Origin of the sequence: Streptomyces endocoffeicus, from assembly GCF_016741935.1 — a bacterium.
GTDB classification, from domain to species: domain Bacteria; phylum Actinomycetota; class Actinomycetes; order Streptomycetales; family Streptomycetaceae; genus Streptomyces; species Streptomyces endocoffeicus.
Window position 1 is genome coordinate 428,448 of sequence record NZ_JAERRG010000007.1, and the last position, 18,767, is coordinate 447,214.

18 protein-coding genes are annotated in these 18,767 nt (G+C 70.3%); 12 read left to right on the top strand and 6 right to left on the bottom strand.

Going from position 1 to position 18,767, the window contains the following annotated elements:
• Positions 1-8: 8 nt before the first annotated feature.
• The 3 genes from JK364_RS20515 to JK364_RS20525 form a co-directional block, all read right to left on the bottom strand.
• The gene (locus JK364_RS20515) at positions 9-353 is read right to left on the bottom strand and encodes a response regulator (protein WP_201852545.1); all 345 of its coding nucleotides are present in this window, start codon (positions 351-353) and stop codon (positions 9-11) included.
• Positions 354-735: 382 nt separating this feature from the next.
• Positions 736-1,809, bottom strand: coding sequence for a glycoside hydrolase family 6 protein (locus JK364_RS20520; RefSeq protein ID WP_201852546.1), 1,074 nt, complete (start codon positions 1,807-1,809; stop codon positions 736-738).
• A gap of 18 nt (positions 1,810-1,827) precedes the next feature.
• Entirely contained in the window at positions 1,828-2,988 is a 1,161-nt protein-coding gene (locus tag JK364_RS20525) for a S8 family serine peptidase (protein WP_230992217.1), read from the bottom strand.
• A gap of 294 nt (positions 2,989-3,282) precedes the next feature.
• Here JK364_RS20525 and JK364_RS20530 point away from each other — a divergent pair, with 294 nt between their 5' ends.
• From JK364_RS20530 to JK364_RS20580, 11 genes are all read left to right on the top strand, one after another.
• Positions 3,283-3,792 (top strand): GtrA family protein, encoded by a 510-nt coding sequence (locus JK364_RS20530; RefSeq protein ID WP_201852548.1) that lies wholly within the window; start codon positions 3,283-3,285, stop codon positions 3,790-3,792.
• On the top strand, positions 3,789-5,084 hold the full coding sequence (locus tag JK364_RS20535; protein ID WP_201852549.1) for a glycosyltransferase: 1,296 nt from the start codon (positions 3,789-3,791) through the stop codon (positions 5,082-5,084). The genes JK364_RS20530 and JK364_RS20535 overlap by 4 nt, the downstream gene beginning before the upstream one ends.
• A complete protein-coding gene (locus tag JK364_RS57580; RefSeq protein ID WP_201852550.1) occupies positions 5,074-7,101 on the top strand; it encodes a glycosyltransferase family 39 protein in 2,028 nt (675 codons plus the stop codon). Before JK364_RS20535 ends, JK364_RS57580 begins: the two co-directional genes overlap by 11 nt.
• Before the next feature lie 24 nt (positions 7,102-7,125).
• Entirely contained in the window at positions 7,126-8,718 is a 1,593-nt protein-coding gene (locus JK364_RS20545; protein ID WP_201852551.1) for a hypothetical protein, read from the top strand.
• A 240-nt stretch (positions 8,719-8,958) separates the two neighbouring features.
• On the top strand, positions 8,959-9,390 hold the full coding sequence (locus JK364_RS20550; protein WP_201852552.1) for a hypothetical protein: 432 nt from the start codon (positions 8,959-8,961) through the stop codon (positions 9,388-9,390).
• A 2-nt stretch (positions 9,391-9,392) separates the two neighbouring features.
• Positions 9,393-11,318: a PAS domain S-box protein gene (locus JK364_RS20555; RefSeq protein WP_201852553.1), complete on the top strand. Its 1,926-nt coding sequence runs from the start codon at positions 9,393-9,395 to the stop codon at positions 11,316-11,318.
• Positions 11,315-12,004 carry a response regulator gene (locus tag JK364_RS20560; RefSeq protein WP_182467728.1) on the top strand — a complete coding sequence of 230 codons (690 nt, stop codon included), beginning with the start codon at positions 11,315-11,317 and terminating at the stop codon, positions 12,002-12,004. The genes JK364_RS20555 and JK364_RS20560 overlap by 4 nt, the downstream gene beginning before the upstream one ends.
• 277 nt (positions 12,005-12,281) lie before the next feature.
• Entirely contained in the window at positions 12,282-12,974 is a 693-nt protein-coding gene (locus tag JK364_RS20565; RefSeq protein WP_201852554.1) for a phosphatase PAP2 family protein, read from the top strand.
• Between the two features lie 5 nt (positions 12,975-12,979).
• Positions 12,980-13,669, top strand: coding sequence for a response regulator (locus JK364_RS20570; RefSeq protein WP_037955385.1), 690 nt, complete (start codon positions 12,980-12,982; stop codon positions 13,667-13,669).
• Complete coding sequence (locus tag JK364_RS20575) at positions 13,666-15,429, top strand: sensor histidine kinase (RefSeq protein WP_201852555.1); 1,764 nt, start codon at positions 13,666-13,668, stop codon at positions 15,427-15,429. The genes JK364_RS20570 and JK364_RS20575 overlap by 4 nt, the downstream gene beginning before the upstream one ends.
• A gap of 99 nt (positions 15,430-15,528) precedes the next feature.
• The gene (locus JK364_RS20580) at positions 15,529-16,530 is read left to right on the top strand and encodes a polyprenyl synthetase family protein (RefSeq protein ID WP_201852556.1); all 1,002 of its coding nucleotides are present in this window, start codon (positions 15,529-15,531) and stop codon (positions 16,528-16,530) included.
• On the opposite strand, the gene JK364_RS20585 is transcribed toward JK364_RS20580, so the two are convergent.
• The 3 genes from JK364_RS20585 to JK364_RS20595 are packed head-to-tail and all read right to left on the bottom strand — an operon-like array spanning position 16,505 to position 18,375.
• Entirely contained in the window at positions 16,505-17,812 is a 1,308-nt protein-coding gene (locus JK364_RS20585; RefSeq protein ID WP_201852557.1) for a glycosyl hydrolase family 8, read from the bottom strand. The two genes, JK364_RS20580 and JK364_RS20585, sit on opposite strands and share 26 nt — an antisense overlap.
• Complete coding sequence (locus JK364_RS20590) at positions 17,809-17,979, bottom strand: hypothetical protein (RefSeq protein ID WP_201852558.1); 171 nt, start codon at positions 17,977-17,979, stop codon at positions 17,809-17,811. Before JK364_RS20590 ends, JK364_RS20585 begins: the two co-directional genes overlap by 4 nt.
• 39 nt (positions 17,980-18,018) lie before the next feature.
• Positions 18,019-18,375 (bottom strand): PRC-barrel domain-containing protein, encoded by a 357-nt coding sequence (locus JK364_RS20595; RefSeq protein ID WP_201852559.1) that lies wholly within the window; start codon positions 18,373-18,375, stop codon positions 18,019-18,021.
• Positions 18,376-18,539: 164 nt separating this feature from the next.
• On the opposite strand from JK364_RS20595, the gene JK364_RS20600 reads away from it, so the two are divergent.
• A complete protein-coding gene (locus JK364_RS20600) occupies positions 18,540-18,707 on the top strand; it encodes a hydrophobic protein (protein ID WP_078642219.1) in 168 nt (55 codons plus the stop codon).
• Positions 18,708-18,767 lie beyond the last annotated feature (60 nt).

An 18,767-nucleotide genomic window follows, 5' to 3' on the forward strand; every position in this document is an offset into this window, starting at 1 on the left:
GGGGGAATTCATTCGGAGATGCTCCTGAGCAAATCGGGTACTGCGGTTTTCAGGACGCTGGGGTTGTTCGTCGGAGATTCCAGACATTCCATCTGCGGGTCGGAGACTGCGGTCAGCCGGACAATCCGCGCGGACGGTAGGAGTTCGCCGATCAGGCGGACCAACCGCGCTTTCCAGCTGGGCTCATCCACGTCGATCAGCACCACATCCGGCTGCATGTGATGGGCCAGAGAAATTGCTTCTCGGGCCGACCCTGCAATTCCGGATAGCTCCAGTCCGGGCTCCTCGACAACGAGATCGGCGAGAGCACTCAACACCAATGGGTGGTGCTCCACGACGAGAACTCTGTGCATCGATGGGAGCTCCTTCGGGGCTTGTCCTTTCGCTTCACGACATTAGGGAGTGACCGCGGTCGGAATCGCCGTACGCCTGGCTGAAATCTGCGTACCTCAATTGCGGGAATTCCGGGCACACCAAACGGCCGAATTCCGCCTACCTCAGTTGAGGTAGAGGAATTCGGCCGTTTTATATGGGTTATGTCCGTTTTGGGGGGCGGTTCGGAGTGCTCAGGGCGTGCTCAGGGCGTGCTTGGGGGCCGCCCAGGGGTCCTCAGAACATGCGAAAGGCGCCGGTCACGGGGTGACCGGCGCCTACGGGGTGTCCGGCGGACCACGCGGCGGAGCCGCATATCGACGCCGGACAACACACCCGAGCGGCCCGGAGAAGGGCGGAGCGTCAGCGTGTCAGCCGGTACGCGTAGCCGGGGACGAACATCCCCGCACCGGCGGCACAGCCGTCCGCCTGGCCCGGCTGCTTGACCCACAGGAAGGCATCGACCCCGGGGATGCCCGTGGCGGCGGTGGGAGGCCTGCCCAGCTTGCGGCCCGGCGGATCGCAGAAGCTGTGCTTACGCGTGGGCCCCGCCCCGTTACGGCTGGTGTCCACCACGACCCCCAGCCGGGGCCGGCGCAGCTCCCGGATCACGGACAGCCCGTAGCGCACCTCGTCGGCGGTGGCGTTGAAGTTGGAGACGTTGACCGCTATCCCGTCCCCGTACCGCTCTATACCGGCGCGCCGCAGCCGCTCGGCCATGGTCCGTGCGGGCTCCCATCCGGAGTTCCCGGCGTCGTAGTACACCCGGGCGCGGGGCGCGCCCCGCTGGAGCGCCCGCGCCGCGTACGCCAGCGCCGCGAACCGGTCCGCCCGCTGTCGCCGCTTGAGACAGCTCATATGCGCGAGCGCGTCCGGTTCGAGGATGACGATGGCGCGCCCGTCCCCTATGCCCCGGGTGAGGGCGTCGCTCCAGCGCCGGTAGGCGGCCGTGTCCCCGACGCCGCCGGAGCTCAGCTGCTGGCAGTCGCGCTGGGGGATGGTGTAGGGGACCAGCACCGGCAGCCGTCGCTGGGCGGCGGCGGTGCGGACGAGGTCGCGGGCCCGCTCCTCGATCAGGGACTCATTGGTCTCGGTGAGCCAGGCGGCCTGGGGCTCGGCGGCGATCCGCCGGGCGATGGCCGCCGCCCGCCGGTCGTGCGGATGGTCCCGCACCCAGGTCGCGGCCGGGTTGTGGGGGTCGACGTAGAAGCGCGTCGTGGCCGGGAAGAACGGCTTGGCCACGGGGAGCGACGGCTTGGTGGCGGGCGGCCGCGCCGGGCCCACGAACAGGGCCTGCACGGTGGTCGCCGCCATCACCACCTCGACCACCAGCACCATCACGATCAGCTGGGCGATGCCCCGCCCCGCCCACCGGGAGGTGCGGGTACGCACCGGCGGGCGGGGGCGGCGGTCGCGGCCGCAGAGTCTCATGCTCATGGCGAGTCCTGCCCGGCCTCAGCCGTGGTGGGAGTTGTCGGGCGGCCTGCGGCGGCTGATGAGCACCACCGCCAGGATCGCGAGCACCACCAGGACCCCGGCCACCACACCTATCGTGACCAGGGCGGATTCATCCCCCTGGGTTTTGGGGGCGGCGGCGTCCGGGGTGGCGGACGGATGGCGGCGGGGCGCGGAGAGCTCGGCGGAGGCGGGGGGCGCGGCCCGGTCCGCCAGCGCCTTGGCCGGGGCGATCACCCCGTATCCATAGCGCGGGTCATGGCCCGAGGAGCCCTTGCGGTCGGCGGTGTCGATCAGCTTCTGGACCACCTGGTTGGCGTTCCAGCGGGGGTGTGCCGAGCGCAGCAGCGCGGCGCCCGCCGCGACCCAGGGCGCCGCGAAGGCGGTGCCGTCGCCGGTCCAGTAGTCGTTGTTTCCGGAGGTGGTGAGGATGGCGACGCCGGGGGCGGCCAGGAGGGTCTTCCCGCCGTGGTGGGAGGAGGTCCAGACGGCGCCCTTCTTGTCGGTGGCCACCACGGCGACCACTCCGGGGAGGGCGGCCGGGTAGGTGGGCCGGTTGCCGATCTTGCCGTTGTCGCCCGCGCCGGCCACGATCACGGCGTCCTTGCCGACGGCGTACTTCACCGCGGACCGCAGTGCGGGGGTCGGCCGCTTGAAGTCGACGGCCAGGTCGATGACGCGCACGCCATGGTCCACCGCGTGCCGGATGGCCTTCGCGGTGGGATCGGCGAGGGGCTTTCCGTCGCGGTAGACGCCGAGCGGCATCACCTTGGCCTTGGGCGCGAGCCCGTACACCCCGTCGCCGCGGTAATTGCGGCCGGTGCCGGCGATGATTCCGGCGGCATGGGTGGCCTGTTCGGCGGCCTTGCCGCCGTCCCGGGTGCCATAGCCGCCGGTGCCGCCCGCGAAATCCTTTCCGCGGACCACGCGCCCGCGCAGATCCGGATGGGAGGCGTCGACGCCGGTGCCGATGACCGCCACGGTCACTCCGGCGCCTTTGCTGAATTTCCAGGCGCGCTCCGCCTTGAGCGCGGTCAGCGCCCATTCGGAATCGTGCAGTCCACCGGATTGGGAATCACTTGCCGCAGCCGGCGTGGCCAGTGCGAGTGTCATCATCGCGATGACCGCTCCGGCCCGGCCGGCGAATGGATGGCGTGACATCACGTGACCTGACATTACGTCACCTACTCTCTTCGCACGGGACGCAAGGCCGTCCGGCCCATTTCATCTTTGGGCATCCCCCGCAGGTACTGGCACCCGCGAGAGAGTGAGCATCCCGTCCCTTCTTTGGGGGACCGGTCCGGATGCCCCGAACCCGGCTCTCCCCAATACGGGGGATAGGAGGGGTCCGCCGAAGGTGTACCACCCGCTCCCCCGGGCGCGGGTACTACCTCCTTTTCGGGTGACGCACTCTTGGGTCAACGGCGATAAGAGCCTCCTGTCGAGGGAGTCGCGATGCAGCGTTTCCGAACGTTCAGCGAGCGCACCGGAGAGCCGGGCGAAGAGGCGGACAGCACCGACCGTAATGACCGCAGGCGGGCCGGAATGCTGTTCCGAGTCCGCCAGGTCCGGAACCCGATGGCGGGCATGCCCGGTCTGGCCCTGCGCTTCGCGGTGGTCGGCGGGGGCGGTGTGGTCGTGAACACGGTGGTCCTCTTCGTCCTCTATCACTGGGCCGGACTGCCGCTGCTGGCCGCGTCGTCGATAGCGGTGGAACTCGCCGTGGTCCACAACTATCTGCTGAACGACCGGTGGACCTTCGCGGTGGCCACTCCGTCCCTCCGGCGATTTATCAAGTTCAATGTCTCGGTCCTGGGCGGACTCGGGGTCAATGTGCTCATCGTCTGGACGCTGGTGCACACCGGAACGCATCTACTGCTGGCGAATTGTGTCGGCATCGCGGCGGCTTTCGCGGTCAACTTCGCGTCGAGTACCGGCTGGGTCTGGGGGAGGCGGAGCCGATGATTGTCTCCATCATCTACCTGGTGCTGATCGTGGTCTCGGTTCTGCTCACCGTGCAGTCGGCCCATGTCCTCTATCTCATGCTCTACACCTGGGACCGGGCGGATGCCGAACGGAGGGCCCGGGCGCCGGAAGAATTCCTGCCGCCGCAGATCTCCTTCAGTGTCCTGCTGCCCGCCCGGCATGAGGAAGACGTCATCCAGAGCACCATCGAGCGCGTGGTGCGGGCCAACTATCCGGCCGAACTGCTGGAGGTCTTCGTGATCTGCTCACAGGACGACGACGGCACGATCAAAAAGGCCGAGGAGAAGATCGACGACCTGAAGCGGAAGGGGCTGCGCAATGTGCGGGTCGTGGTGTTCGACGACAAGCCGATCAACAAACCGCACGGCCTCAACACCGCTCTCCCGCACACCGCGAACCAGGTGGTGACGATTTTCGACGCGGAGGACGACATCCACCCGGAGATCTTCAACCTGGTGAACACCGTGATGGTGCAGGAGAAGGTCAGGGTGGTCCAGGCCGGTGTACAGCTGATGAACTACGAGTCCAACTGGTACTCGACGCTCAACGTCCTGGAGTACTTCTTCTGGTTCAAGAGCCGGCTGCACTACCACGCCCACTTCGGCTCGATCCCGCTCGGCGGCAACACCGTCTTCTTCGCCCGTGAGCTGCTGCTGCGGCTCGGCGGCTGGGACGACCGCAACCTCACCGAGGACGCCGACATGGGTCTGCGGATATCCGCCATGGGCGAGCGGGTGCGCGTCGTCTACGACGACCGGTATGTGACCAAGGAGGAGACCCCGCCGACCCTCGGCCATTTCATCCGGCAGCGCACCCGCTGGAGCCAGGGCTTTATGCAGACCCTGAAGAAGGGCACCTGGAAGAAGATGCCGACGCGCAAACAGCGCTGGCTCGCCTTCTACGTCCTGGTGTTCCCGCGCGGACAGGCGCTGCTCGGCATCTATCTGCCGATCTCGCTCGGCATGATCCTCATCCTCAAGGTGCCGGTGCTGATCGCGCTCTGCTCGTATCTGCCCGTACTGCTGCTGGCCGCGCACTTTCTGGTCCAGGCGGTCGGTCTGTACGAGTTCACCGGCGCCCATGGTCTCGAAGCCTCGCCGAAGGCGATCGCGCGCATGGCCATCGCCTGGTTTCCCTTCCAGATGGTGCTGGCGTACGCCGCGCTGCGGGCCATGCGGCGCGAGATGCTCGGCCGCCACGACTGGGAGAAGACACAGCACGTAGGCGCCCACCGGGCCACCACCGAGGAGGCGGAGTCGCGTGTCGGATAACCCCACGCCCCCGCGGCCGGCGGCCGTCGGCGCGGAAGGCCGGAAGGCCGCGGCAAGCAAAAGCGCCGCGCCGGGCAAGAAGACCACGGCGAACAAGAACGCCGCGCCGGGCAAGAACGCCGCGCCGGGCAAGAGCACCACGACGCCCAAGAGCACCGAGGCGGCCAGGAACACCGAGGCGGCCAAGAGCACCGCGACGAGCAAGAGCACCACGCCTGGCAAAAAGACCGCGCCGGGCAAGAAGACCACGGCGAACAAGAGCACCGCGCCGGTCAGGAAGACCACAGCGAACAAGAACGCCGCGACGAGCAAGAAGACCACAGCGAGCAAAAACACCGCTACGGCCAAGAGCACCGCGCCGACCAAGGGCACCGAGGCCCCCGCGCGGCGTCCGCGCCGCCGCCCGCGGTTCTCCGTCGAGCGCGGCTGGTTCCCCCCGCTGGGGGCCAAGGGCAGGGTCGCCCTGGTCGTCTCCCTGCTGACCGGGCTGCTCACCCACGGCTACCACCTGTTCCGCTACCCCCTCTACCTCACCGACGAGGGCATCTACATGCAGCGGGCGTGGTCGCTGGTGCGGGAGACCAGCCTGTCCCCGTACACCTACGACTACGACCACGCCCCGCTGGGGTGGATCACCCTGGCCGGGTGGGTCTTCCCGCTGCCGAAGCAGTTCGAGACCTTCGGGAACGCGATCAACACCGGACGGTTCCTGATGCTGCTGGTGCATGTCGCCGCCGTCTATCTGCTGTTCGAGATCGCCCGGCGGCTGTCCGGCAGTGTGCTGGCCGCCACCGTCACCTCGTTCCTCTTCAACGTCTCGCCGATCGCGGTCTACTTCCAGCGGCAGGTCCTGCTGGACAACCTGATGATGCTGTGGCTGCTGCTGAGCCTGTTCATGCTGCTCAGGCGAGAAGTCACGATCAGATCGGTGTTCGGCGGCGGGATGGCGCTGGGGATCGCCCTGATCACCAAGGAGAACGCGATCTTCTTCGTGCCCAGCTTCATGTATCTGCTCTACCGGAGGGTCAAGGGCTCGGCCAGCAGCCGGTTCACCAGCACCCTCTGGCCGTTCGCCGCGGCCGCCCCGATCGGCGCCTATGTGACCTACGCACTGCTCAAGAACGAGTTGCTGCCGAGCGGTTTCGACTTCGATCTGAACAACCCGCCCGCGGACCACGTCTCGCTGCTCTACACCCTGTGGTGGCAGCTCAACCGCAACCAGGGCACCCTCTTCAGCCACACCGGGCTGCTGCAGACCAGCTGGCTGGTCCGGGACAAGTACCTGCTGATCGCCGGGGTGTGCGCGATGGTGATGTGCCTGTGGATCGGCATGCGGGACCGCAGGCGCAATCTGGGCTTTCTGATCGCCGGAATGCTGGCCCTCGGATACGCCTTCTATCTGGTGCGCGGCAGTGTGGTGCTGGACTTCTATGTCACCCCGCTGATCCCGATGCTCGCGCTCAACCTCGGCATGGTGACGGACCGGCTGCTCAAGGGCACGTTCGCCAATCGGTTCATGCGCGGCGCGCATTCTGTGACCCGGGTCGCCGTACCGTCGTTCGTGGCCATTCTGCTACTGGCGTCACCGGCCTCCGGGTATCTCGTCCACACCAATACCGAGGGCCATACGCAGATCGCCGACCAGTACCAGTCGAAGATCAATCTCACCGGAATGCAGCATGCCCAGATCGCCTGGGTGCGCAAGCACGTACCGCCGAATTCACGCATCATCATGGACGACGACCTATGGGGTGAACTGCACGATGTGCGCCCGTTCTACCCGTACGCGCATTCCCACTGGAACGCCTCGTCCGACCCGGATGTCCGCGACAAACTGTTCAAGAAGAAATGGCAGTACGTGGACTACATCATCATGTCGAACAAGATGCGCAGATCCATGATGCTCAACAATGGCGACGGCCGAGAGAACTGGATTCTCCAGGCGCTGCGAAATTCCACCCGCGTCTGGTCGGAGACCCGGGGCAATATCAAGCTGGAAATCTACCGTGTGCAGTAGCCATGGGAAGAGGAGGTGAAGGCCATGCCTGAGTACGACGACGACTGGGATGTTCCGGAGGACAGGGATGATCCCGAGAACGAGGATGAAATCCCCGAGGACGAGGAAATCTCCGAGGACGAGGACGTCCCCGACGAGGAGGAAATCCCCGAGGACGAGGATATCCCCGAGGAGGAGGACATCCTCGACGAGGAGGACATCCTCGACGAGGAAAGCACCCTCGACGAGGAGAACACCCCCGACGAGGAGGACACCCCCGCCGGTGACAAGAAGAAAAAGCTCACCTGGAAGACCGTCCTGCTCGCACTCGTGGTCTTCGCGATCGTCGGATCGCTCGTCCAGGTGGTCGCGCGCGGCGGCTTCGGAGGCGCTCTGAACACCACCGGCAGCGGAGGCGGCAGCGCCCCCAAGAAGGAGCACCACTCCCGGCAGGAGCAGGAGATACGCCCGCCCAAGCAGCCCAAGACCATCAAGCTGGGCAACCAGCGGGTCCCCCAGGCATCCGGGCCGATCATCGTGATCAACCCGGGTCTGGTGAACCCCGGCGGCAGCGCCGCGGTCGAGGGCGGTGGCTTCGACAAGAAGGCCACGGTGGACATCCTGCTCAAGGCCCGGAAGTCGGACACCAAGGGCCGCGCCATCGGCAGCGTGCGCTCGGACAAGTTCGGGTCGATCTACGCCCGGTTCACCATGCCCGAGAGCGCGGGCAACCGGCCCGCGACCCTGGTCGCCCAGCAGCGCGGCAGCACCAAGGCGGCGGAGGCCAAGGTGATCACCGGCGGCGCGGTCGGCACCGCGAAGATCAACAAGCTGGTCGGTCGCCCCGGCGACGTGGTGACGGTCACCGCCCGCGGCTTCCGCCCGGGTGAGACGATCGACGTCTTCTGGGGCCGGACCACCGGTATCCCCGTCACCACGCTGCACACCGACAGCAGCGGCGGCGTCGGCCAGGCGGCGATCAAGGTGGGCGTGGCCCCGACCGGCTCCAGCACCCTGGTCCTGGTGGGCAAGCGCAGCAAGACCACGGCCACCGCGCCCTTCCAGATGCTGGCCATGTACCCGTCGATGAAGTCCAAGCCGTACGCGCTCAAGGCCGGTCAGCGGATCACGCTGTCCGCCAACAAGTTCGCGCCCGGCGAGCGGGTGCTGGTCTACATCAACTCCACCGGCGGTCTGCCGGCCTTCACCGCCCAGGCGAACGGCATGGGCCAGATCCGCGACGTGGCGTTCAACGTGCCGTTCGGCCTCAAGGGGCGGCAGACGCTGATGGCGATCGGTGACCAGAGCCGGGCCGTGGTCCGCTCGGGCTTCACCGTGCTGCCGTACACCCCGTCCGCCGAGCCCAGCGCCTTCGGCGGCAGGGCGGGCACCACGCTCAGCTTCTATGTCGCGGGGTTCGCCCCGGGCGAGACGGTGACCGCCTACGCCGGTTCGGGCTCGAAGGCCCAGCGCAAGATCGGGACCTTCCAGGTGGACAGCCGGGGCAAGGCGGCGGCTGTGGGCTCGTACAAGATCACTCCGGCGGATGAGAGCGGTGTGTCCTTCCAGCTCATCGGCGAGAAGAGCGGTGGCGTCGCCAGGGCGAGCATCAATATGTCCCAGGGCCGCGGGGATTAGGGACCGCGAGTGGCGCCGAGGGAGAACGTGGGCCGGGCCGTGCCGCCCGCCGGAAAGCGGCGGGAAGCGCCGGGAAGCGCCGAGAAACGGCGGAAAACGGCGAGAAACGGCGGAAAGCGGCGGACACGGCCGGGAAACAGGCCCACGTTCCAGGGAGCGACCGGCCGCCGACGGCCGTGGGGCGGCTCACCCGGGCGGCTCACCAGTTCCGTAGATGTACCATGCGTCCTGGAGTGTCCTATGAGCGTAATTTTCGGCCCTAACTCACGAAGAGTCCTACAATTCCTGACCCATATCGAGGACCTCTCCCCGGAGGAGATCGACCGGGTGGCCGATCTGTGGAAGCAGACGTCCAGCCAGACCCGCGCCGAGGGCTGGGCGGTGGTCCACCGGACCACCACGCCCGAGGAGCGGTACCGGATCCTGGTCGCCGCCTCGGTGGCGCGCCGGGCCGCCCTGGACGCCGCGCAGAACCACAAGAAACACGACTGGGCCTTCTGGGCCGCGGTCTGGGACGCCGCGACCGCGGTCGCCGTCTGCGACCGCATCGGAAGCCACTACAACGTGCTGGTCGCGCCGCTGGCCGCGGTCATGCCATCGCTGGCGCACTGCCGGCGCGATGAACTCGAGCCCCGCGAACTGCAGGGTGCCGTCCTCAAGGGAGGTGGGTAGCGATGGGCGACAACCGGATCGCCGTTGTGGTGGCCGATGACGACCCGGCCGTCCGTGAGGCGCTCGCCGACCTCATCGACTCCCACCCGGACCTGGAGCTGGTGGGCCTGGCCATCAACCATGAGCAGGCCGTGCGGGCGGCGGTGGATCACCACCCGCAGGTCGTGATCATGGATGTGCACATGCCCCGGGGCGACGCCCCCAGCAGCGTCCGGGCCATCCGCGACCAGGTCCCCGGGGCCCGGGTGGTGGCGCTGTCCGCCCACGGCGACCGCGAGACGGTGCTGAACATGCTCGCCGTCGGGGCCAGCGGCTATCTGGTCAAGGGCACCCCCGCCGAGGAGATCCTCGAAGCGATCATCCGGGCCGCCCGCGATCAGTTCAGCATGTCCGCCGAGCTGCTCGCCGACTGCGCCGAGCCGCTGCGCCGCGCCGAACGCGCCTCCTGGCGGTTCGAGGACCTGGTCGGCAACCGCCTGGAGGACTCGTATCTGGAGCTGCTCGGCCACGCGCCCTGCGGAGTGCTCGTGGTCGGCCCGCGCGGCCGGATCGAGTACGCCAACGCCCACATCCGGCACATGTTCGGCTACAGCTCGGCCGAGCTGCGCGACAAGCGGCTGCGGGACCTCGTACCCGAGCGCTACCGCACCGCCTCCGAGCAGCTGATCGGCCGGGTCTTCACCACACCGTCCGCGATGAGCGGCCGCCGCCGCGACGGCAGCGAGTTCCCCGCCCAGTTCAGCGGCGGCCATCTGCAGGGCCGGCAGCCCCGCGGGGTGGTCTTCGTCGCCGACCTCAGCCAGCTGCGGGCGGCCGAGAGCCGGTTCCGCCAGCTGATCGAGTCCTCCCCGGACGCGATGCTGATCGTGGACACCGGCGGCCGGATCCAGGCGGCGAACCACCGCACCGAGGCGCTCTTCGGCTACGACCGCGACCATCTGATCGGCCGGGCCGTGGAGGCGCTGCTGCCCGACCAGCCGCTCACCGTCTCGCTGCGCGAATGGGACGACAGCCTCGAGGAGCCGGTCGGCCACAGCATGGAGCTGGTCGGGCGGCGCAGCGACGCCAAGCAGTTCCCCGCCGACGTCAGCATCAGCCCGCTGCGTACGGAGGAGGGCCTGCTCACCGTCCTGACCGTCCGCGACATCACCGAGGTGCAGCGCGCCCAGTTCGTCCTGGAGCGCAGCCTGGAGCTGCTGGAGGTCACCGACCGCGACCGCCAGGCGCTGCTCAGCCATCTGGTCCACGCCCAGGAGGCCGAGCGCGGCCGGATCGCCGCCGACATCCACGACGACACCATCCAGGTGATCACCGCCGCCAGCCTCCGCCTCCAGCAGCTGCGCCGGCGGCTGCGGGACCCGGACGAGCAGCGGGTGATGGACAAGCTGGACGAGACCCTGAAGCTCTCGCTCAGCCGACTGCGCCAGCTGATCTTCGACCTGCGGCCGTCCAGCCTGGAGCACGGCTGCCTGGCCGGGGCGCTGCGCGGCCTGCTGGAGCAGATGCGCGCCGAGACCGGCGTCACCTACCGGCTGGAGGACCGGCTCACCGCCCACCCCCCGGCCGAGACGATGGCGCTGATCTACCGGACCGCCCAGGAAGCGCTGGTCAACGTGCGCAAGCACGCCCACGCCAAGACGGTCCATGTGCAGCTGCTCGGGCTCGACGACGGCTGCCTGGTGCGGATCGTCGACGACGGCGAGGGCTACAACCCGCTCGAGGTCGAGTCCCGCCCCGGCCACCTCGGGCTCGCCCTGATCCAGGAGCGGGCCCAGATCGCGGGCGGCTGGTGCCGGATCGAGAGCGAACCCGGCTCCGGCACCACCGTGGAGTTCTGGGTGCCGCTCGGCACTGCCCCGGGCGCGCCGCTCGCCGCCCCCGGCTCCCCCGACTCCCCCGACTCCCCCGAAGGGGACCCGCAGCCGTGACCGCACCTCCCGAATTGACGAAGGTGCTGATCGTCGAGGACCACCGGGTGGTGGCCGAGGGGCTGTGGGCCCTGCTGGCCGAGTACTCGGATCTGACGGTGGTCGGCTGGGCCGACTCGGTCGCCGAGACCGTGCCCATGGCCAAGGAGATGAAGCCCGATGTGGCGCTGGTCGACTTCCGGCTGCCCGACGGCACCGGGGCCGACGCGGCCGGCGGCATCCGGGCCCATGACCCGTCCGTCGCCATCGTGATCCTCAGCGCCGACGCCAGCGACTCGGCGCTGCTGGCCGCCGTGGAGGCGGGCGCCTGCGGCTATCTGCTGAAGTCGGCGAGCGGCGACGAGATCGCGTCCGCCATCCGCTCGGCCGCCGAGGGCGAGACCCTCATCCCGGCCAGCACGCTGGTGGAGGTGCTGGCGCGGCACCGCGAGGACGCGCGGTCCACCGCCGAGCAGACCGAGCGCCTGGAGAGCCTGACCCCGCGCGAGCAGGAGATCCTCACGCTGATGAGCCACGGCCTGGACAACCGGGCCGTCGCGGAACGGCTGAGCATCAGCTACGCCACCGTGCGCACCCATGTGCGCAGGATCCTGGAGAAGCTGGAGGCGCGCTCACAGCTGGAGGCGGTCGCGAAGGCCGCCGAATTCGGCTTCAAGCCCGCGCAGCCGGAGGGGCCGGAAGAGTGAGTGCGTGGGTGCGTGGGTGCGTGGGTGCGTGACGGGCTGATCTGACCCGGGTCCGCCTTCGGTGCGGCGGTGGCCCCCTCTGGTGCGGGAGGCCGTTTGCGTTTCGCCGTACGGGTTCACCTGGACGGGCCCGTACGGATGGGGGCGGGGACCACCTGGGCGGGACCACCCGGGACTGGGGCGGGGACCACCTGGGGCGGGGAGACCGGGGGCCGAATGGGGCAAAAAGTCCCCCTTCGGATGGAATCGCGGAGCTACCGAGACGGGTTCCCTCCTCATGCGAGTCCCTGGACGGATCCGATGCCCGCTGAGCCGCGGGCACACGATCGCCTTCCTGGTGGCCGCCGCCTGTTACGCGGCGGTCCTCACGGCCGTCCTCACCGGCTCGCAGCTGGTCCGGTTCGACTGGCAGGTGGCCCTGTTCAAGCCGTACGAACAGTGGCCGCGGGTCCGGCCGGTGCTGGACGCCTTCGTCATCACGGGCCAACGCGGCCCCACCGCCCTGGCCGCCCTGGCCTGGGCCGTCTGGCGCGGCGTCCGGACCCGGAGCCCGCGGCCGCCGCTGGTCCTGGGCGTGGCGCTGCTGCTGCTCAACGCGAGCGTCGGCGCCGTGAAGATCCTCACCGGGCGGCTGGGCCCGTACGAGGCCCGGACCCCCGGATCCGCCGAGCTCTTCCACGGCGGCATGGTCTTCCCCTCCGGTCACGTCGCCAACGCCGTCGTCGTCTGGGGCACCCTCGCCTATCTCGCCGGTCACCACCGGCGGACAAGCGCGCTGGTCGCCTGTGTGATGGCCGTCGGCATCGGTCTGACCACCGTCTATCTGGGCACCCACTGGGTGAGTGACGTCCTGGGCGGATGGGCGGCGGGCGTCCTCGTCCTGCTGGCCCTCCCCCTCTTCGAACCGCTGATCGCGACCGTTTCCGCGTATGTCTCCGCTCGTGCGGCGGGGTACTCCATGGGCAGGTGAACCAAGTGGCGCTTCGCGTGCTGATAGCAGACGACCATGCGGTGGTCCGGCAGGGCCTGCGCATGATCCTTGGCCTCGACAACGACATCAAGGTGGTCGGCGAGACGACCAACGGCCGGGAAGCCGTGCGGCTGGCCCGGGAGCTGTGCCCCGACGTCGTCCTGATGGATCTGCTGATGCCGGTGATGGACGGCGTATCCGCCACGGCGGAGATCCGCCAGGACCTCCCCGAGGTCGAGGTGGTGGCGCTGACCAGCTCCCTCGACGACGCCATGGTCATGGGCGCGGTCCGGGCGGGGGCCATCGGCTTCCTGCTGAAGAACGCCGAGGCCGACGACCTCCGCAACGCGGTGAAGGCCGCGGCCGCGGGCCAGATCCATGTCTCCCCCGCCGCGATCTCCCGGCTGATGGGCCAGGTCAGGGAGCCCAGTGGCCCGGAGCAGCTCACCGAGCGGGAGACCGAGGTGCTGACCATGCTCGCGCGCGGCAAGGCCAACAAGGAGATCGCCCACGATCTGCGGATCGGCCAGCAGACGGTGAAGACGTATGTGAGCCACATCCTGACCAAGCTGGGGGTGCACAGCCGGACCCAGGCGGCGGTCTACGCGGTGCAGTCCGGCCTGGTGCCCGCGGGTGAGCTCACCCCTCCGGAAGCAGTGGAGTCGACGACGAGGGAGCAGTGGTGGTCGGCGTGATCAGTACCCGGTGGACCCCGACCCGACGGAGGCGGAGCGCCACCGCGCTCGCCGAGGTCACCCAACACATCCTGGCGGGCGAGACCGCCGACGCCGCGCTCCGGCTGATCGCCCGCCGGGTGCGGGAGCTCCTGGGCGCGGATATGGCCCGGGTGATGGTGCTGGAACCGGGCGACGTCCTGACGATACGGGCCACCGACGGCGCCCCGTGGACCGCGCCGAGCGGCCCCCTGACGCCCGGCGGCTCCTCCCCCGCCCGCCAGGCGATCCGCGCCGGACGGCCCACGGTCTCCGGCGACGAGCGGCAGCGGCAGCGGCGCCGGCGCGGCCGGGACCCCCGGCACGCGGTCCCGGCCTCGGTGCTGGACGTGCCGCTGCTGGTGCGTGGCCACCCGGTGGGGGTGATCGAGGTGGCGAACCGCGGCGGCGGGCGCCGGCTCACCCACGCCGATGTGAGCACCGTGGGGCTCTTCGCGGGTGCCGCGGGCCACGCGGTCGCCCAGATCCGGCACCGGGAGCATCTGCGGCGGCTGGCGTCGGCGGCGGCCGGACCGGGCACCAACGGCTCCGGGGGCTCGTCCGTCCCCTCGGTGTTCCCCCGTTCCTCCGGGCCCTGCGTACGCCGGACCCTGGACTCCCTGGCCGCGGGCGCGGTGGCCCGTACCGGCGCCGCGAGCTGCACGGTCTATCTGCTGGAGCCCGGCCCGTCGGCGAATCTGCGCCTGGTCGGCGGCGGTCACGGCCACACCCCGCCGTCGCGGAAACCGGCGCTGGAGGCGATCGGCGGGGCCGCGCCCGTCATCCACGGCGGCGGCCGTACCGGCACGGACGGCGAGGGCCCCGCCCGGGGCGCGGTGGCCGCGTGGCCGCTGCTGCGCGAATCCACCGCGATCGGCGCGATGTGCTGTCACTTCCCGCCCGGCCGCGACCCCGGAGAGGCGGACATCACCCTCCTGGAGGTGATCGCGGGGCACGCCTCCTGCGCGGTGGAGAACGACCGGCAGCGGGCGGCCACCCAGGACAAGGCCGTCCATGAGGAGCGGCATCGCATCTCGCGCGAGCTCCACGACTCGGTCTCACAGGCGCTCTACGGCATCGCGCTGGGCGCCCGCACCGCCCGCGAGATGCTCGAACGCGACATCGACAGCGCGGAGCCGGTGGAAGGCCGGGCCGGGACGGCGAGTCATGCGGAAGCGCCGGGTCGGACCGATCCGGCGGCGGGGCACAAGGCCGCCGGGGAGGTCGTGGACCTCGCCGAGCTGGCCGAACTCGCCGAGCCCATCGAGTACATACGGCGGCTCGCGGACGCCGCGATCGCCGAGACCCGGACCCTGCTGTGCCGGCTGCGGCCCGAATCGCTGGAGACCGAGGGCCTGGTGGCCGCGCTCACCCAGCATGTCGAGGCGCTCCGGGCCCGGTACGGGATCACCACCGAGGCGAAGCTGGACGCCGAACCGGAGACCACACCGGAGGCCAAGCACGCCCTGTACCGGATCGCCCAGGAGTCGCTGCACAACGTCGCCAAGCATTCACAGGCCCGGAACGTACGGCTCCATCTGCTCAACGAACCGGGCGCGGTGACCCTGACGGTCGCCGACGACGGCGTGGGCTTCGACTGCAAGGGCTCCTTCCCCGGCCATCTCGGGCTGCTCTCCATGCGGGAGCGGGCCCGCGAGGTGGGCGGCACGCTCAACGTGGACAGCCGCCCCGGCCAGGGAAGCCGCATCCGGGCCAGGATCCCGGCCGCGCCGGACTCCTGATCCGTCGCCCTGGGACCACTCGCTGACGACGTCCTGAAACCAGCCGCCGATGACACGCCCTCAAGCCCACCGCTGACGACATATGAGACATTTCTGTCCATGCAGCCGACCGTGCGGGACCACGCGCTGGCGGACGGCCTCCGGGCCGGCCAAGCGGCGGTGGAAGAGGGCCTGTTGCGGGCCACCAAGAGCGATGTGCCGTTCATCACCGAGACCGCGCGGGAGCTGACGCGCACGGCCGGGCGACGGCTCCGGCCGCTGCTGGTGCTGCTGGCGGCGCGGTTCGGCGACCCCGGCGCCCCGGGCGTGGTGCCCGCCGCCGTGGTCGTCGAACTGACCCATCTGGCCATCCACTACCACGACGACGTCCGGGACGAGGCGGCCGTACGGCGCGACGCCCCGCGCCCGGACGCCAACTGGGACAACACGGTGGCGGTGCTCACCGGCGACTTCCTCTTCGCCCGCGCCTCACACATCCTGGCCGACCTGGGGCCGGAGGCCGTACGGATCCAGGCCCAGGCGTTCCGGCGGCAGGTCACCGGCCAGATCCTGGAGACGACCGGACCGCGCGACGGCCGCGACCCCGTCGAGCACCATCTGGACGTGCTGGCGAGCCGGACCGGCTCGCTGACCGCCGTCTCCGGACGGCTGGGCGCACTGGCCTCGGGGGCGGACCCGGACATCGCGGACGCCCTCGCCCGGTACGGCGAACGGCTGGGCGTGGCGAGCCATCTCGCCGACGAGGTGGCGACCCCCACCGCCCGCCGCCCCACCCTGCCCGTCCTGCTGCTGGCACGGGTCGCGGACCCCGCGGACCACTCCGACCCCGCAGACCCCGCGGACCACTCGGACCACTCGGACCACTCGGACCGGGAGCTGTACGGGCTGCTCACCGGGCCCGCCGAGCGTGCGGGGCACGCGGAGGCGGTGGCGCGGCTGCGCACCCATCCGGTCATGGAGCGGGCCCGCGAGGAGACCGCCCGTCAGGCCGACGCCGCCCGCGCGGCCCTGTCGGCACTGCCCGACTGCCCGGCGCGGGACGCCCTGGAGTCGCTGTGCGAGACGGTGGCCGCGCCTACGGCACCCAGTAGTTGTGGCTGACCACCAGCATCGACTGGAGCCCCACCCCCGCCGCGTAGGCGCGGGCCGGATCGGGCGGGGAGGCGCACATCCGCGCCCACAGCGCGTCCAGCCAGCCCTGCGCCCGCGCCCCTTCGGCCCGTGAGTCGTCCTCGCCGCCGTCCTCACCGTCGCCGTCGCCGTCGCCGTCGTCCTCGCCCTCCGTCAGCGCGGCGACCGCGAAGGGCGCGAAGAAGGCGGGCGAGCCCGGGTCCCCATAGGCCGTGCCGTCGAGCCGGTATCCGTTCCGGATCCGCCCGGGATCACCGCCCGTCGCCGCCCTCGCCCAGCGGCTGAGCCCCCGCGCGGCCTCCCGGGTGCGTACGTCACCGCTGGTCACCGCGTCGGCGCCGAGCCGCCAGGGGGCGCGGCAGGCGTTCCAGTGGTAGTCGCCGTCGTGCGGGCTCTCCAGGACCTGCCCCGGCGCGGGCCCCGGCTCGCCGGACGTGGTGTCCACGACGAAGTCGGGGAGCAGCCCGGTGGCCGGGGCATGGCGGGCGCGCAGCGCCCCGGCCAGCGACAGATGCGCGTCCAGCACCTCGTCCCACCGCGGATCGCCCGTGGCCGCCCGGAACGCCCGGAAGTGGTCCGGCATCCAGTCCGACGTACGGGAGACCTCGTCATAGCGGCCCGAGGACCAGTCGCCGAGCTTCGTCAGCCGGGTGGTGGGGTGCACCTCGCACTCCATGACGGCGTCGATCCGCCGTACCGCGAGCGCCTCGTAGTCGTAGTCGCCGTGACCGCCGTAGTCGCCGTGACCGCCGTGGCGCCCGCGACCGCCGTGACCGCCGTGGCCGCCGTGACCGCCGCCCCACTGCCGGGCCGCGAGCAGCAGCCCGTACGCGATGTCGAGGTCGCCGTCGGTCGCCGAGTCCCGTCCGCCGACGTCCCGGCCCTCGGCGTCCTGCTGGGCGGCGTGCAGATCGGGGTGGTTCACGGAGGGGTGGGCCAGGACGTGCCGGAGGATGCCGTCGAAGAGGGCGTGGGCGTCGGGGTCGGCGCCCGCCATCAGCGCGGTGATCACCAGTCCGTAGCCCTGGGCCTCGGCCACGAACGGGTGCGCCGCGTCGGGGGTGAACACCGCACACCGGCCCCGGCCGCCCACCGCGTCGCCCGACCGCAGGAAGTACGCCTTCCACAGCTCGTAGTGGCCCAGGACCCGCCGGTCGGCCACCGCCGGGTCGCCGGAGGGCCGGAGCGTGCCGGGGGCGTACGGGATGGCATGCGCCCCGAAGGGGACGCGGGCCTCGGCGCGTCCCGTCATCGGATCCGGCGCCGCCGGGACCTCCGCGCCAGCCGCACCAGCCCGAGGACGATGTCGACCACCAGCACCACCACACCGATGATCAGCAGATAGCCCAGCCCGTGCACCACCCAGCCGATGAGGCCGAGCACGATGGCCACGATCACCAGGAACAGGAAGAGCGCCACCGCCGACACCTCTCCTCGATCGTCAAGCGTCCTCGGCCGTCAGCGGCGCGCGAGCTGCCGCCCGCCGCCCGGACCCGACTGGTACGCCTTCCCGTAGTACTGGAAGATCGCCCCCTCCTGCTCCGCGGGCAGCACATCGTCCACGCCGAGCGAGGGTGCCTTCTTCACCAGCGACCGCGCGTAGCAGACCCTCACATAGCCGGGCCCGACCACCGCGTCGTCCACGGGGACGAACACCAGACGGTGCCGGGTGGGCAGTCCGGTGCGGACGGTGGCCATGGCGGGTTCGTCGGTGGACGTGGCCACGTAGATCGCCTCGAGCACCCCGATCTTGCGGCCCTGCTCATCGACGACATCCTGGTCGCGCCACTCACGGATATCGGCTGGCTGGATCATGACGTATCACCCTCTGACCTCTGCCCTTCCAGCCTGCCTCCGCTCACCGTGGGACGCCACGCCACCCGGCCACCAGGAGTAACCGAGTGTTCGAAACAGCATGAATTGATCAGGTGTGCCGGATTCCCGAAGGGGTACCCGGCGCGGCGAGGAGGTTGGTAATCATGGTCCCCCTGCTTGTCGTTCTTCTTCTCGCTCTGCTGCTCTTCGGCGCCGGATTCGCACTGAAGGCTCTGTGGTGGATCGCGGTCATCGTGCTCGCCGTCTGGCTGATCGGGTTCGTCGCCCGGCCGACGGTCGGCGGGCGACGAGGGCGGTGGTACCGCTGGTAACCCGAAGACGGCACGGATAAACCACAGAACACGACCGAAGGGGCCCGGCCGGAGAATTCT